Raw genomic sequence first — 17,330 nt, 5'->3', positions numbered from 1 at the left:
CCGGCGCGGTGTCGCTGTAGTCGGCCCACGCCTCGGTGCGATCGATGGCCAGCGTCTGCATGCCGTCGGGAATCGGCAGTTGCGGCAACGCACTGGAATGGGTCAGCAGCAGTTGCGCGCGGCTGTCCTGCATCATGTACAGCAGGCGATCACGCGGGTATTCGATATCCAGCGGCACATACACGCCGCCGGCTTTCATCACCGCGAGGAACGCCACCAGGCTCTCGGCACTGCGCGGCATGGCAATCGCCACCCGTACTTCGGGGCCGATGCCACGGGCGATCAAGGCATGGGCCAGGCGGTTGGCCTGGCGGTCCAGCTCGCCATAACTCAGGGTTTGCGCATCGAACTTGACCGCCACCGCAGCGGGGTTTTCGGCGGCGCGGTCGGCAACCATTTCGTGTACCAGACGCTCGGCCGAGAAGCCGGCGTCGGTCTGGTTCCACAGCTGCAGGATATGTCGTTGCTCATCCTGGCCCAGCAGGTTGAGTTGACTGATGGATTGCTGTTGATCGGCAACCATCGCCTGCAACAGGTTCTGCCAATGGCAGGCCATGCGCTTGATGGTCGAGGCGTTGAACAGGTCGGTCGCGTAACCCAAGGTGGCCCAGATGCTGTCCGTGCCTTCATGCACATCCAGGTCCAGGTCGAAATGGGCGGTCTGGCTCTCCCATTCCAGGCCTTCGACGCGCAGTGTGGACAGCGCGTGTTCGACGCCGCCCAGGCGCGCTTCGGTCTGGTGGTTGAACATCACCTGGAACAACGGGTTAAGACTCAAACTGCGCTCGGGTTGCAGCGCCTCCACCAGTTGTTCGAACGGCAGGTCCTGATGGTCCTGGGCCTCCAGCGCACGCTGGCGGACCTGCCGCAACAGTTGCGTGACCGAAGTCTGCTCATCGATATCGGCCTTGAGCACCTGGGTGTTGACGAAGAAGCCGATCAGCCGCTCGGTCTCGACCCGGTTGCGGTTGGCAATCGGCACCCCGACGCGCACGTCTTCCTGGCCGCTGTAACGATGCATCAGCGCCTGGAACGAGGCCAGCAACAGCATGAACAGGGTCACGCCTTCGCGTTGCGCCAGGCCCTTGAGGTCGGCAACCAGCGCGGGCGGCAGCTCGACAAACAGGCGCGCACCACGATGGCTTTGCTCGGCCGGGCGCTGGTGGTCGAAAGGCAATTCCAGCACCGGTTGCTCGCCGCCCAGCAAACCTTGCCAGTACGCAAGCTGTCGGGCTTTTTCGCCCGCGTCCATCCACTCGCGCTGCCAGCGGGCATAGTCGGCGTACTGGATCGGCAAGGCCGGCAGTTGCAGATCCAGGCCCTGGCTGTAGGCGCTGTACAACTGCACCAGCTCATCGACCATGATTTGCATCGACCAGCCGTCGGAGACGATATGGTGCAGCACCAGCACCAGTACATGCTCGTCCTCGCCCTGGCGCAGCAACGTGGCCCTGAGCAATGGCCCGGCCTGCAGGTCGAACGGGCGGGCGATCTCGGCTTGCACCTGGGCCTTGAGCCGGCTCGGGTCGCTCTCGACCAGAACGATGTCGACCTTGGCCTGCGGCGCAATCACCTGCACGGTCTGCTCATCACCCTGATGCAAATGGGTGCGCAGACTTTCATGGCGCGCTACCAACGTGTCGAAGCTGCGTTGCAGCGCGTTCAGGTCCAGCTGGCCCTTGAGGCGCAACGCGCTGGGCACATGGTAGGCGGCGCTGTCGGGCTCCAGCAGCCAGAGGAACCACTGGCGCTCCTGGGCGTACGACAACACCAAGGGCACATCGCGGGAAGACGGCACCAACGCCGGCGCCGTCGAACCGCCCTGCTTGCCCTCGCTGTGCAGGGCCGCGACAAAGCCGTCGAGGCGCGGTTGTTCGAACAGCACGCGCAGCGGCAACTCGATCCCCAGGTTATGCCGCAGGCGCGACGCCACTTGCATGGCCAGCAAGGAATGCCCGCCCATCTCAAAGAAATGATCGGTCAGGCCAATACGTTCAGCACCGAGGATATCCGCCCAGATCGCGGCAACCTGCTGCTCCAGCACACTGACCGGCGCCACCCAACTGTGCAGCGCCTGGCTCGTATCCGGGCGTGGCAAGGCATGGCGATCCAACTTGCCATTGGGGCTCAACGGCAGTGCCTTCAGGAACATGAAGTGCGCCGGCACCATGTAGTCCGGCAGCTCATCGCGCAAAGCCGTGCGAAGCTGCTCACGCAGTGCGTCCTGCCCGGACTCGGCCATGGGGGTAACCAGGTAGGCGATCAGTTGCTGGTCGGCAGCAATCACCAGCGCTTCGCGCACCGCATCCTGGGCCAGCAGGCGCGATTCGATTTCACCCAGTTCGATACGGAAGCCACGCACCTTGACCTGATGGTCGATGCGCCCGATGTACTCGATCACACCATCGGCACGGTAGCGCGCCAGGTCGCCGGTGCGGTACAGGCGACCGCCGCCAGCGGGGTCGAAGGGGTCGGGAATAAAGCGTTCGGCGGTCAGCGCCGCGCGGTTGAAGTACCCCCGCGCCAGCAATGGCCCGCCGATCACCAGTTCGCCGGCCACGCCCACAGGCACCGGGTTGAGGCTGGCATCCAGCAGGTAGATGGCGCGGCCGTCCAGTACGCGACCAATCGGCATCATTTGCGTGACGGCTTCGCGGCCATCGACATAACCCGCACAATCGAGGGCCGTGACCGTAACGGTCGCCTCGGTGGGGCCGTAGGTGTTGAGCAGGCGCACATGGCCCAGGCCGGCATCGCGCCAGGAAGCCAAACCTTCCGGCGGCATGGCTTCGCCGCCCGCATGCACCTGGCGCAACCGCCCATAGTCCCGCACACCTCGCTCGGCAAAGTCCCGGGCAATCAGGTGCCAGTAGGCGGTGGTGAGGTCGACCACCGAAATCTCATGTTCGATCAGTTGGGTGTAGAAGGTGTCGCTGTCCCACAGCTCGCCGCCACGCACCACCACCGCGGCCCCGCAGCATAGCGCCGGGTAGAGTTGCTCGACGAAGCCGTCGAAGTTGAATGTACCGAATTGCAGCACGCAGTCAGCGGCGGTCAGCGCAAACACCTCGGTAAACACCTCGACGTGGCGTGCCAACGAAGCCTGGTCGATGCCCACGCCCTTGGGCCGCCCGGTCGAACCCGAGGTGAACATCAGGTAGGCCAGGTTGGCCGGGAACGCGCGCACCTCGGGGTTACTCGACGGGTACTCGGCCAACCACTGCGGATCGGACTCCAGGCAGATCAACGCCAGGTCGGCACTGATCGGCAGGCGCTCCAGCAAGGGATGCTGGGTCAGCAACAGCTGCAAGCCGCTGTCTTCAATCATGCATTGCAGGCGGTCGCAGGGGTATTGCGGGTCCAGCGGTACATAGGCGCCGCCGGCCTTGAGCACAGCCAGCAGGGCCACGATCATTTCCAGCGAACGGTCCACGGCAACGCCGACCAGGCTGTCGGCGCCCACGCCCTGTTCGATCAGGGCGTGGGCCAGGTGGTTGGCGCGCTGGTTGAGGTCAGCGTAACTCATGCGCCGCTGATCCATGATCAGGGCGACGGCGTCGGGCCGGCTCGCCACCTGCTGCTCGAATTTAACCAGCACGCTGCTGTGGGCGGCACGCGCGGGTTGCGGCGGGTTCCACGCATAGAGCATCTGCGCTTGCTCATCGCGGCCCAGCATCGGCAAGTCGGCGACACACTGCCGGGCCGTGCCTACCACGCTCTTCAGCAGGTTTTGCCAATGCGCGGCGAAGCGCTGCAGGGTACTGGCGTCGAACAATGCGGTCGCGTAGGTCAACGAAGCGTGCAGGCCCTCGGCAGACTCCTGGGTGTCCAGGCTCAGGTCGAAATGCGCCGTATGACTGTCCCACTCCAGCCCCTGCACCTGCAGCCCCGGCAATTGCTGGCTGCCACGGTTGGCATGGGCGTCGGACTGGTGATTGAACATCACTTGGAACAGCGGGTTGTGGCTCAGGCTGCGCTCGGGTTGCAGGGCCTCGACCAACTGTTCGAAAGGCAGGTCCTGATGGGCCTGCGCCCCCAACGCGTGCTCCTTGACCTGCTGCAACAGCTGGGCAAAGGTCATGTGCCCGTCGATCTCGGCCTTGAGCACCTGGGTATTGACGAAGAAGCCGATCAGTTGTTCGGTTTCCAGGCGGTTACGGTTGGCGATAGGCACGCCGACACGGATATCCGACTGGCCGCTGTAGCGGTACAACATCGACTGGAAAGACGCGAGCAGCAGCATGAACATGGTCACGCCTTCGCGCTGCGCCAGGGCGCGCAAGCCCTCGACCACGGCAGGTTCGACCAGCACATCCAGGCGCGCACCTTCGTAACGTTGTATCGCCGGGCGCGGGCGGTCCAGCGGCAGCTCCAGTACCGGCTGCACATCCCCCAGGCGGGCCCGCCAATAGGCCAATTGCCGGGCTTTTTCGCCCGCCTCCATCCAGCCACGCTGCCACTGGGCGTAGTCGGCGTATTGAATCGGCAGTGCCGGCAGCACTGGCTCGAGCCCCTGGCTGTAACCGGCATACAAACTCACCAATTCATCGACCATGACCTGCATCGACCAGGCATCCGACACGATGTGGTGCTGGACCAGTATCAGCACATGCTCGTGCTCGCTCAGTTGCAGCAGCTTGATGCGCAGTAACGGGCCGGCCTGCAGGTCGAATGGCCGGGCGATTTCGCGCTCCACCCACCCCTGCAATTCGCCGGAGGTGGCTGCGCCCACAACCTGGTGTTCAATGACCGGCGCAGCCTGTTCGAGCACACGCTGAACGGTCTGGCTAACGTCGGAAAAAAACACCGTGCGCAAGGTTTCATGGCGCTGCACCAGAGTGTCGAACGCACGTTGCAGGGCCACACGGTCAAGCGCACCCGACAGGCGCAGCGCGGCAGGAATGTGATAGGCCGCGCTGTCGGGTTCCAGCTGCCAGAGGAACCACTGGCGCTCCTGGGCGTACGACAGGGCCAGCGGCTGTGCGCGATCGGCGCGGGTGATCTGCGCGACCTCGGCGCCTGCATCCCCCAATGACGCCACGAAGGCGCCCAGCACCGGTTGCTCAAACAGGCTTTTGAGTGCCACCTCGATACCCAGCGCCTGGCGCACACGGGACACCATGCGGGTCGCCAGCAGCGAATGACCGCCGAGCTCGAAGAAATGGTCCTCCAGGCCCACCTGTGGCACACCCAGCACCTCGGCCCAGATCGCGGCCACCTGCCGGGCTTTCTCACCGACCGGCGCCACATAGCGTTTTTGCAGCAGGCTGGCGTCTGGCTTGGGCAGCGCCTTGCGATCCAGCTTACCGTTCGGTGTCAGCGGCAGGCGGGCCAGGAACAGCATGTGCGCCGGCACCATATAATCCGGCAGCACCTCGCGCAGTGCGGCCTTGAACGCTTCGCGCAAGGCGCCCTGATCGGCTTCCGGCGTCAAGGTGTCGGTCACCAGATAGGCCAGCAACTGGTCATGCTCGGCCACCACCACGGCTTCGCGGATCGCACGCTGCTCACGCAGGCACGCCTCAATCTCTCCCAGTTCGATACGGAACCCACGCACCTTGACCTGATGGTCGACGCGGCCGATGTACTCGACCACGCCATCCGCGCGATAGCGCGCCAGGTCGCCTGTGCGATAAAGCCGCTCGCCGTTGCGCGCAAACGGGCTGGGCACAAAACGCTCGGCGGTCAACGCAGCCCGGCCGTGATACCCCCGGGCCAGGCCGACACCGCCGATCAGCAGCTCGCCTGCAGCGCCTACCGGGCACGGCACGAGATCGGCATTAAGAATGAACAATGAGGTGTTGGCGATCGGCCGCCCGACAAAGGGCACCGGCTCGACCAACTCATGGGCCGCCGACCAAATAGTGGTTTCGGTCGGGCCATACAGGTTCCACACCGTGCCCTGCTGGGCCAGCATGCGCTGGGCCAGGTCGGCCGGCAACGCTTCGCCACCGCACAGGCACTTGACCCCGTGCAGCAAGGCACGGCGTTCGCTGTCCAGAAGCATGCGCCAGGTCGAGGGTGTGGCTTGCACCACACTGATCGCATCGCGCTGCACCAGACCCAGAATCGCCTCGGGGTCCAGGGACACTTCCTTGTCGGCCAGCACCACCGTCGCTCCCGTCGCCAGTGGCACGTAGAGTTCCAGGGCAAAGATATCGAACGAGAACGTGGTCAACGACAACAGCCGCGCGTCAGCGCCAATGGCCAGGGTGCTGGCCATGCCATGGGTGAAGCTGCTCAGTGCGCCATGACGCACCATCACGCCCTTGGGCTTGCCGGTGGAACCGGAGGTGTAGATCACATAGGCCAGGTGCTCGCCCGTCAGTGCCACCTCGGGGTTGGCGCTGCTGTAGCGTGCGTCTTGCTGCGCGTCCATGAACAACACCTGCTGGTCGGCCGCCAGGGGCAGGCGTTGGTGCAGGTCGCCGGCAGTCAATAGCACGCGAGCGCGGCTGTCTTCCAGCATGAAGGCCAGCCGGTCCGCCGGGAATTGCGGATCGAGCGGCACGTAGGCGCCACCGGCCTTCAGCGTCGCCAGCAGGGCCAAGACCATGTCCACCGAGCGGTCGAGGGCCACCGCCACCAGCACGTCCGGCCCGACACCCGCAGCGCGCAGGCGATGGGCCAGGCGGTTGGCGCAACAGTTCAGCTCGCCGTAACTCAGCGCCTGGCCGTTGCACACCAGGGCAATGGCGTCGGGGCGCGCTTGCGCCTGGGCCTCCAGCAACCGATGCACGCCCTCGTCCTGCGCAAACGCCATGGGCGTGTGGTTCCAGCCGTGCACCTGTTGCTGCCACTGGGCATCATCCAACAGGGGCAATTCACCGATACGGCCACCGCAATCCTGGGCCACCCGGTGCAACAGGCGATGCCAATGGGCAAGGAAGCGCTCCAGGCCCGGGGCGTCGAACAAGTCAGTGGCATAGGTCAGCGACGCCTGGATACCGTCAGCCGACTCCTGAGTGTCGAGGCTGAGGTCGAACTGCGACGTCTTGCTGTCCCACTCCAGCCCTTGCACTTGCAACCCCGTTACGCTGCCGCCACCGCGCTGAGTGTCGGTCTGGTGGTTGAACATCACTTGGAACAACGGGTTGTAGCTCAGGCTGCGCTCGGGCTGCAGCGCTTCCACCAGCTGTTCGAACGGCAGGTCCTGATGGGCCTGGGCCTCGACCGCGCGTTGGCGGGTCTGCTGCAGCAGTTCACGGAAGGTCATCTGGCCGTCGATATCGGCCTTGAGGATTTGCGTGTTGACGAAAAAGCCGATCAGGCGCTCGGTCTCCACCCGATTACGGTTGGCCACCGGCACGCCGATGCGGATGTCACCCTGGCCGCTGTAGCGGTGCAGCACAGCCTGGAACGACGCCAGCAACAGCATGAAGATCGTCACACCTTCACGCTGCGCCAAGGTCTTGAGGCCTGCCACCAGAGAGGCTTCCAGGGTCAGGTCCAGCCTGGCCCCGCGGTAGCTCTGTAGCGCTGGCCGTGGACGGTCCATGGGCATTTCGAGGACCGGTTGATCGCCGCCGAGCATGCCTTTCCAGTAACCCAATTGGCGCTCACGCTCGCCCGCCTCCATCCAGCTGCGCTGCCATAGCGCGTAGTCGGCGTACTGGATCGGCAAGGCCGGCAGTTGCAGGTCCTGGCCCTGCACATAGGCGGCGTACAGTTGCACCAGCTCGTCGACCATCACCTGCATCGACCAGCCATCGGAGACGATGTGATGCTGCACCAGCACCAGCACATGCTCCTGGGGCGCCAGGCGCAGCAGCTTGACCCGCAACAGCGGGCCTTGTTGCAAATCGAATGGCTGGGCGATCTCGGCTTCCACCAGCGCCTTGAGTTCGGATTCCTCGGCGTCGACCAGGGCGATCTCCACCCGTACCTGATCGGCAATCACCTGCAAGGCACTGTCGCCGTCCTCCTGCAAATGCGTGCGCAGGCTTTCATGGCGCAGCACCAGTGTGTCAAAGCTGCGCTGCAACGCGGCCACGTCCAGTTCGCCGGTAAGGCGCAAGGCCCTTGGCACATGATAGGCGGTGCTCTGCGGCTCCAACTGCCACAAAAACCACTGCCGCTCCTGGGCATAAGAGAGCCGAAGAGGCTCACCTTCCTGGCGCTTGAAAACCGGGGCAATCTCAAACAGGTTGATGCCTTGCTGCTTGAGCATTACCGCCAACGCTTTCTTTTGCTGCGCCGAAAGTGACCCTACCGACTCGATTAATGCTTGCACGCCACGCCCCTCAGGAAGTCAATTTATCCAAATCTTCTGCTGATAGACGTTTGAGAGCCTCCAAGGATTTAGCCAATGCGTCCTGCACCGGCGAATTATTTGTCTGCTGGCCTGCCACATAGGCGCTGAAATCGGCCAGGGTCGGGGTGGTGAAGATCGATTTGACGTCGAATTCGGCGTGCAGCTGCTCGCGCAGGCGCACCACCACCTGGGTCGCCAGCAGCGAGTGGCCGCCCAGTTCGAAGAAGTTGTCGTTCAACCCCACGCGCGGTACCGCCAGGACTTCGGCCCAGATCGCGGCGATCTGCTGTTCCAGCTCGCTCTGCGGCGCGACGTACGCCCGCGCGTGCAAGCTCGCGTCCGCCTTGGGCAAAGCCTTGCGATCCAGTTTGCCGTTGGGGCTCAGAGGCATCTGCTCCAGCAGCACCCATTGGGCGGGCACCATGTAGTCCGGCAACTGCTGGGCAAGATGGGCGCTGAGCACATCGCGCCAGTCGTCCCCGGCGTTTTGCAGCACCAGGTAGCCCACCAGGTATTTACCGTCGACCGCCAGCACGGCGGTCTCGCGCACCCACGCGTGTTCCAGCAGGCGCGCTTCGATTTCCCCCAGTTCGATGCGCAGGCCGCGCAGCTTGACTTGATGGTCGATACGCCCGGCGTATTCGATCACGCCGTCTGCGCGGTAACGTGCCAGGTCGCCGGTACGGTAAAGGCGCTCGCCCTGGATGAACGGGTGGGCGACAAAACGTTCGGCAGTGAGTGCCGGGCGGCGGTGGTAACCCCGGGCCAGGCCGATGCCGCCGAGGTACAACTCGCCGAGCACGCCGACCGGTACGGGTTCGAAGTGGCTGTCGAGGATGTAGCAGCCGAGGTTGGCGATCGGGCGGGCGCTTGGGCCGTGATCGCGGCCTTCGTCCACGCAGGTCCAGTGGGTCACGTCGATGGCGGCTTCGGTCGGGCCGTACAGGTTGTAGAGCCCGGCCTGGGGCAGCTTGGCGAAAACCTGCTGCTGGGCATCCACCGGCAGGGCCTCACCGCTGCATACGATGCGCTGCAGGCTTTGGCAGGTCGACACCGCCGGATCCTGCAGGAAAGCTTGCAGCATCGACGGCACGAAGTGCAGCGTGGTGACCTGCTGTTGATTGATCAGGTTGATCAGCCTGGCCGGATCACGGTGATCACCGGGCGCTGCAACCACCAGGCGCGAACCGGTCATCAGCGGCCAGAAGAACTCCCACACCGACACGTCAAAGCTGAACGGGGTCTTTTGCAGCACCGTGTCGCTGACGTCAAGGCCGTAGGCTTCCTGCATCCATTGCAGGCGGTTGGCCAGGGCTGAATGGCGGTTGCCGGCGCCTTTGGGTTGGCCGGTGGAACCCGAGGTGTAGATCACGTAGGCGAGGTTTTCGCCGTCCAGGGCGATGCCTGGGTTGGCGTCGCTGTAGCCCTCGAAGGCAGACTCACCCAGCACCAGGGTTTCCAGGCCTTGGGGAATCGGCAGCTGCTCACGCAAATGCGCCTGGGTCAACAGCAGCTTCACACCGCTGTCGTCCAGCATGTAGGCCAGGCGTTCACGCGGGTATTCCGGGTCCAGCGGCACGTAGGCGCCACCGGCCTTGAGCACCGCGAGCAGGCCGACCACCATCTCGATGGAACGCTCCACTGCCAGGCCCACCAGTATGTCCGGCCCTACGCCGGCTTCGATCAGGCGGTGGGCCAGGCGGTTGGCGCGGCGGTTCAGCTCGGCGTAGCTCAAGCGCTGCTCGGCAAATACCAGTGCCGTGGCGCCTGGCGTGCGCGTCACCTGCTGTTCAATCAGCTGATGCACGCCGTGCTGCAACGGGTAGTCCCGCGCCGTGGCGTTCCAGTCCTGTACCACTTGCCGGCGTTCGGCCACATCGAGCATCGCCAGTTCGCCGAGGCGCTGCTGGCCGCCCTCGAGCATGGCTTGCAGCAGGTTGAGCAGATGGCGGCCGTAGGTTTGCACCGTGTCCGGGTCGAAGTGCGCACGCGCAAAGCTGAACTGCACCGACAGCGTGTCACCGACGTCCACCAGCACCGTCAGCGGGAAGTTGGTCTGCTCGCGGGACTCCGGCAGGCCAAAACGGATACCGCTGCCGCCACTCTGTTCCAGGGCCTTGGACACCGGGTAGTTCTCGAACACCAGGATATTGTCGAACAGGGCTTCACCGCCCTGCCCGGCCCAGCGCTGGATATCGTACAGCCCGGTGTGTTCATGCTCGCGCAGGGCCAGGTTCTGCGCCTGCACCCTTTGCAACCAGTCGGCCACGGTTTGCTCGCCCTCCACTGCGCAGATCACCGGCAGGGTATTGATGAACAGGCCAATCTGCTGCTCCACCCCCACGAGGTCTGCCGGGCGCCCGGCCACGGTGGCGCCGAACGACACCACCGCCTGCCCGCTATGGCGCTGCAACAGGACCAGCCACGCCGCCTGGACCAAGGTGTTGAGCGTGACTTTATGGCGGCGGGCGAAGGCCTCGAGGCGACCCGTCAGCGGGCGATCCAGGCTCAGCGCGTGCTCGCCATGCCCGTCCGTCGCCATGGGCTGGCTGCGGCCCAGGCGAGTCGGCGCTTGCAGTGCACTCAACTGCTCGCGCCAGAAGGTTTCGGTCGCACCGGCATCACGCTGCTGCAACCAACCGATGTAATCGCGATAGCGCCCGGCCGCTTCGGGCACCGCCACGCCGGCGTAACGTTGCAGCACTTCACCGAACAGGCGCGAATTGCTCCAACCGTCCATCAGGATGTGATGGCTTGTGTAGATCAGCTCATGGCGTTGCTCGTCGGTACGCACCAGCACCAGACGGACCAGGGGCGCCTTGGCCAGCTCAAAGCCCTGGCGACGCTGGGCTTGCTGCAGGTCTTGCAACGCCAGCTCAGGCTCCGGCATGGCGCGCCAGTCGAGAAGCTCGATGGGCAGCCGGGCCTCGCGGTACACCACCTGGCATGGCCACTCCAGCTGGCCCTCCCAGAAAAACCCGCTGCGCAGCACGTCATGGGCCTGCACCGTGGCATCCCAGGCCTGCTGGAAGCGCGCCACATCCAGGCCCTCGGCCGTCACGCGGATCTGGTTGATGTAGTCGCCGGCGGCCTGTTCGTACAGGGTGTGGAACAGCATGCCCTGCTGCATGGGCGACAAGGTGTAGATGTCGTCAATCCCATCGGCGGCCAGCGGCAAGGACTCAAGCTGATGCTGGTTCAGGCGTGACAACGGGAAGTCGGAAGCCGTCACGCCGTGATTGCCGGGGGTGCAGCAATGTTCCACCAATGCCGTCAGCTCACGGCTGAAGGCCTGGCTCAAGGCGTCGATCTGCGCGGCCTCGAACATCAGCGGGCTGAAGGTCCAGCCCATGTGCAGTTCACCGCCGAATACCTGGCCGTTGAGGGTCAGCCAGTTGCCCAGCGGCGCCTCCGGGCTCTGCTCGGCTCCGGCGCTTTCCGCTGCGAGTACAAACAAACCGTCCGGCTGGTCAAAGCTGGCGTCGATCTGGCCCAGGTAATTGAAGGTGATGCGCGGCACCGGCAACGCGCTGAATGCCTGGCGCGTGGCCTCGTCGCCGAGGTAGCGCAGCGCGCCGAAGCCCAGGCCCTTGTCCGGCACGGCGCGCAGTTGCTCCTTGATCTGCTTGATCGAGGCGCCAAGGGATTCGGCCGGGGTCAGGCGCACCGGGAACAGGCTGGTGAACCAGCCCAGGGTGCGGGTCAGGTCGATATCCTCGAACAGGTCTTCACGGCCGTGGCCTTCCAGTTGGATCAGGCTGGAAGCCTGCCCGGTCCACTGGCAGATGACACGCGCCAGGGCGGTCAGCAGCAGATCGTTGATCTGGGTGCGATAGGCCGCAGGCGCCTGTTGCAGTAATTGCCGGGTGTGCTCGGCGTCCAGTCGGCTGACCACTGTCTGCGCCAGGCGGCCAGGACGCGCGCCATGGGGATCACGGCAGGGCAGATCGGTAGGCACGTCCTGGAGCTGTTGCAGCCAGAAGTGTTTTTGCGGCTGTACCGCTTCGCTGCGGGCATGGGCCTGCAAACGCTCGGCCCAGGCCTTGAACGACGAGGTCTTGGCCGGCAACGGCTGTTGGCGGTAGAGGCTTTGCAGGTCCTCGAGGAACACCCGCCAGGACACGCCATCCACCACCAGGTGGTGCATGACCAGCAACAGGCGCTGGGAACCATCGGCCAGTTCAGCAAGCACCGCACGCAACAAGGGCCCCTGTTGCAGGTCGAGGCTGCGCTGGGCTTTTTCGCACAGCGCGGCCAGCTCGTCGGCATCCGCCACCGTGGCCTGCCACAACACCTCAGGGGTGGCGGCTGCATGCTCGGCCCGCCACCCTTCGGCGGGCTGGCTGAAGCTCAGGCGCAGCCCATCGTGGTGGTGGACGATGGCGTGCAAGGCCGCTTGCAGTCGATCTGCCCGCACCGGCTCGCGTGGCACCAGCAGCAAGGACTGGTTCCAGTGGTGGCGCTCCGGCAGGTCCATCTCGAAGAACAGCTGCTGGAACGGCAGCAACGGCGTCTCGCCCTGCACCGGGCCCTGGTCAAACACCTGGGCAACCTGCAACTGCGCCACCCGCGCCAGGCTGCGCACGGTCTGGTGCTGGAACAACGCCTTGGCGGTGAAATGGATACCGGCGGCGCGGGCGCGGCTGACCACTTGGATCGAAATGATCGAGTCTCCGCCGCGCTCGAAGAAGTTGTCGTTCAAGCCCACCTGTTCGACACCCAGCACCTCGGCCCAGATCGCCGCGATCTGCTGCTCCAGGGCACTTTGCGGGGCTTCGTAGTGATGGGTGGCTTCGGGTTTGGGCAGGGCCTTGCGGTCGAGTTTGCCGTTGGGGCTCAGGGGCATTTGCTCCAGCAGCACCCACTGTGCCGGGACCATGTAGTCCGGCAGGTGCTGGGCCAGGTGGGCGCCGAGGACTTCGCGCCAATCATCGGCAGCGTCCTGCAGCACCAGGTAGCCCACCAGGTATTTACCGTCGACCGCCAGCACGGCAGCCTCACGGACCCACGCGTGTTCCAGCAGGCGCGCTTCGATTTCTCCCAGCTCGATGCGCAGGCCGCGCAGCTTGACTTGATGGTCGATACGCCCGGCATATTCGATCACGCCGTCTGCGCGGTAGCGTGCCAGGTCGCCGGTGCGGTACAGGCGCTGGCCCTGGATGAACGGGTGGGCGACAAAACGTTCGGCAGTGAGTGCCGGGCGGCGGTGGTAACCCCGGGCCAGGCCGATGCCGCCGAGGTACAACTCGCCGAGCACGCCGACTGGTACGGGTTCGAAGTGGCTGTCGAGGATGTAGCAGCCGAGGTTGGCGATCGGGCGGCCAATTGGCACCGCATCGCGGCCTTCGTCCACGCAGGTCCAGTGGGTTACGTCGATGGCGGCTTCGGTCGGGCCGTACAGGTTGTAGAGCCCGGCCTGGGGCAGCTTGGCGAAGACCTGCTGCTGGGCATCTACCGGCAACGCTTCACCGCTGCACACGATGCGCTGCAGGCTTTGGCAGGTCGACACCGCCGGATCCTGCAGGAAGGCTTGCAGCATCGACGGCACGAAGTGCAGCGTGGTGACCTGCTGTTGATTGATCAGGTTGATCAGCCTGGCCGGATCACGGTGATCACCGGGCGCTGCAACCACCAGGCGCGAACCGGTCATCAGCGGCCAGAAGAACTCCCACACCGACACGTCGAAGCTGAACGGGGTCTTTTGCAGCACCGCGTCGCTGGCGTCCAGGGCATAGGCTTCCTGCATCCAGTGCAGGCGGTTCAGCAATGCCGAATGACGGTTGCCGGCGCCTTTGGGCTGGCCGGTGGAGCCCGAGGTGTAGATCACGTAGGCGAGGTTTTCGCCGTCCAGGGCGATGCCTGGGTTGGCGTCGCTGTAGCCCTCGAAGGCAGACTCGCCCAGCACCAGGGTTTCCAGGCCTTGGGGAATGGGCAGCTGTTCACGCAAATGCGCCTGGGTCAAAAGCAGTTTCACCCCGCTGTCGTCCAGCATGTAGGCCAGGCGTTCGCGCGGGTATTCCGGGTCCAGCGGCACGTAGGCGCCACCGGCCTTGAGCACCGCGAGCAGGCCCACGACCATTTCAATGGAGCGCTCCAGCGCCAGGCCGACCAGCACGTCCGGTCCTACGCCGGCTTCGATCAGGCGATGGGCCAGGCGGTTGGCGCGGCGGTTCAGCTCGGCATAACTGAGCGACGCCTCATTGAAACGCAACGCCGGTGCATCCGGCTGCGCCTGCACCTGGGCCTCGATCATCTGATGCACCCACTGCCCTTGGGGGTAGTCGCGCGCGGTGGCGTTCCATTGAGCGAGTATCTGCTCGCGCTCAGCGGCGTTGAGTGTCGCCAGGTCGTGCAAGGGCAATGCAGGATTCGCCACGGCCGCCCGCAACAGGCTCAGCCAATGTTCGGCCATGCGCGCGACGGTGGCGGCGCCGAACAGGTCGGTGGCGTAGGTCAGGGACGCCCAGATCGCGTCGCCGCTTTCCTGGGTATCCAGGCTCAGGTCGAACTGGGCGCTGTGGCTGTCCCATTCCAGGTTGGCCACGCGCAGGCCCGGTAACTGCTGCGCGGCGGCGGGGGAATTGGCCTGGTGGTTGAACATCACCTGGAACAGCGGGTTATGGCTCAGGCTGCGCTCCGGTTGCAGGGCTTCCACCAACTGCTCGAACGGCAAGTCCTGATGGGCCTGGGCCTCCAGCGCACGGCGCTTGGTCTGCTGCAGCAGCTGGGCGAAGCTCATGTGGCCATCGAGGTCGGCCTTGAGCACTTGGGTATTGACGAAGAAGCCGATCAGCGATTCGGTCTCGACCCGGTTGCGGTTGGCAATTGGCACGCCGATGCGGATGTCCTGCTGGCCGCTGTAGCGGTACAGAAACGCCTGGAACGAGGCCAGCAACAGCATGAACATCGTCACGCCTTCGCCCTGGGCCAGGGCTTTCAATCCTGCCACCAGTACCGGTTCCAGCGCGATGTCCAGACGCGCGCCACGGAAGCTCTGTTGCGCCGGGCGGGGCTGGTCGAACGGCAATTCCAGCACCGGCTGCGTGCCGCTGAGCAATTCGCGCCAGTACGCCAGTTGACGGGCCTTCTCCCCCGCTTCCATCCAGCTGCGTTGCCACAGTGCGTAGTCGGCGTACTGGATCGGCAGCGGCGCCAATGCACAGTCCTGGCCCTGGCTGTAGGCGGCATAGAGTTGCATCAACTCCTGAACCATCACACCCATCGACCAGCCATCGGAGACGATATGGTGCTGCACCAGCACCAGCACGTGCTCGTTTTCAGCGACGGTAAGCAGGCTGACGCGCAGTAGCGGGCCTTGCTGCAAATCGAACGGGCGGGCGATTTCGGCTTCGACGCGGGCCTTGAGCAGGGCCTCGTCGACCGAGCTTTCAGCGATCTCGATCACGCCGTGGGCCAGTACTTCCTGGGAGCGCTGTTCATCATCCAGGTGCAGGCGTGTGCGCAGGCTTTCATGGCGCACCGCGAGGGTGTCGAAACTCTTTTGCAGCGCAACCTTGTCCAGGCGCCCGCTCAGGCGCAGGGCGCCCGGTACGTGATAGGCGGCGCTGTCCGGGTCCAGTTGCCAGAGAAACCACTGCCGTTCCTGGGCGTAGGACAACGGCAGCTTCCGGCCGTCCTCGCGGATCGAGGCAATCGGCAGCTGGGCGAAGCTCATGCCCCGGCTTTGCAGGCGCTGGTAGAACTGCTGGCGCTGTTCCAGAGGCAGGCGAAGAAAGCGCGAAACCAGATCGATATTAGGGTTGGAAAGCATGGGTCAAATCGCCTCTAGTTCGCTCAAAAAGTCACGAAGATCATCAAAGTCTTCCGCGCTGCCGGCGCGGAAGGTGGCAGCCGCCTGCACATAGGCGCGCAGCGTTTCAGTCTGGAACACTTCCACCAGCGGCACTTCCAGGCCCAGCTCGGCCTGGACCCTGGAGGTGATCTGGATGGCCAGCAGGGAGTGGCCGCCCACTTCGAAGAAGTTGTCGTTCAAGCCGACCTGCGGCAGGCGCAGCACCTCGGCCCAGATCGTGGCGATCTGCTGTTCCAGCTCCGTCTCGGGCGCCACATAGGCCTGTTGCATAAGGCTCGCATCCGGTTGCGGCAGGCCTTTGCGGTCGAGCTTGCCGTTGGGGGTCAACGGCATTCGCGCCAGGAAGATGAAATGCGCCGGGACCATGTAGTCCGGCAGGCGGGCCTTGAGTGCGCGACGCAACGCGTCACGGAACTCGGCTTCGTTGGACGGGGCGGACACCGGAACCACATAGGCCACCAGCTGTTTTCCGGTCGGGCCGTCCTGGGCCACGACCACCGTTTCACCGACGCTGTCCTGCTCACGCAGGCGCGCTTCGATTTCCCCCAGTTCGATGCGGAAACCACGGATCTTCACCTGGTGGTCGACGCGACCGAGGTAATCCACCACGCCATCCGGACGGCCACGGGTCAGGTCGCCGCTGCGATACACGCGACTGCCCGGCGTGCCGAACGGGTCCGGCACGAAACGTTCGGCGGTCAGCGCCGGACGTTCCAGGTATCCACGGGCCACGCCCTCGCCGCCCAGGTACAGCTCACCGGCGACGCCGATGGGTTGCAGGTTGAGTTGCGCGTCCAGCACGTAGCCGCTGCGATTGCCCAGCAGCGTGCCGATTGGCGCGTAGACGGCGCCGCAGGGGTCGCCCTTGCGCGCCTTCCACAGCAACGGCGTGACCACGGTTTCGGTGGGGCCGTAGCCGTTGAACAGGTAGGTCGGTTTGAGCGCGCGCCAGGCCAGGTCATAGCTGGCCTGGGCCACCGCATCGCCGCCAAAGCAGTACACACGCACCTTCGGTGGATTACCGTCGCGCTCGGCATGCTCGGCCAGTTGTTGCAGGTACACCGGCGGGAACACCGCCATGGTCACGTTGTGACGGTGCATCTGCGCGTAGGTGTACTCGGGCAGCCACAGGCTGTCGTCACGGATCAGTACGCTGGCGCCGTTGATCAGCGGGTGCATCCAGCCTTCGTGGGAACCGTCGAAAGCGAAGGACATAAAGTGCAGTTCGCAGTCGGCCGGCGATGTTTCATAACGCTCGCCGGT

Annotated in this window: 3 protein-coding genes; all 3 read right to left on the bottom strand. The window is 64.9% G+C overall.

Annotation, left to right across the window (positions count from 1 at the left end):
• On the bottom strand, positions 1-8,233 hold an 8,233-nt coding region (locus B9N88_RS32015), incomplete at its 3' end, for a non-ribosomal peptide synthetase (protein ID WP_256579854.1).
• A gap of 10 nt (positions 8,234-8,243) precedes the next feature.
• Complete coding sequence (locus B9N88_RS32010) at positions 8,244-16,025, bottom strand: non-ribosomal peptide synthetase (protein WP_085205437.1); 7,782 nt, start codon at positions 16,023-16,025, stop codon at positions 8,244-8,246.
• A gap of 3 nt (positions 16,026-16,028) precedes the next feature.
• Positions 16,029-17,330, bottom strand: a 1,302-nt coding sequence (locus B9N88_RS32005) for an AMP-binding protein (protein WP_143491287.1), incomplete at its 5' end; no start/stop codon positions are given.

This window comes from Pseudomonas sp. LAMO17WK12:I1, assembly GCF_900177315.1.
Classification (GTDB): domain Bacteria; phylum Pseudomonadota; class Gammaproteobacteria; order Pseudomonadales; family Pseudomonadaceae; genus Aquipseudomonas; species Aquipseudomonas marginalis.
Note: the sequence above shows the minus strand (reverse complement) of the source record. Positions and strands in the feature narration are given on the sequence as shown.

What these genes read in the sequence shown, in the direction of transcription:
- B9N88_RS32010 (WP_085205437.1), bottom strand. Translation starts at nt 16,025, where the DNA reads ATGCTTTCCAACCCTAATATCGATCTGGTTTCGCGCTTTCTTCGCCTG.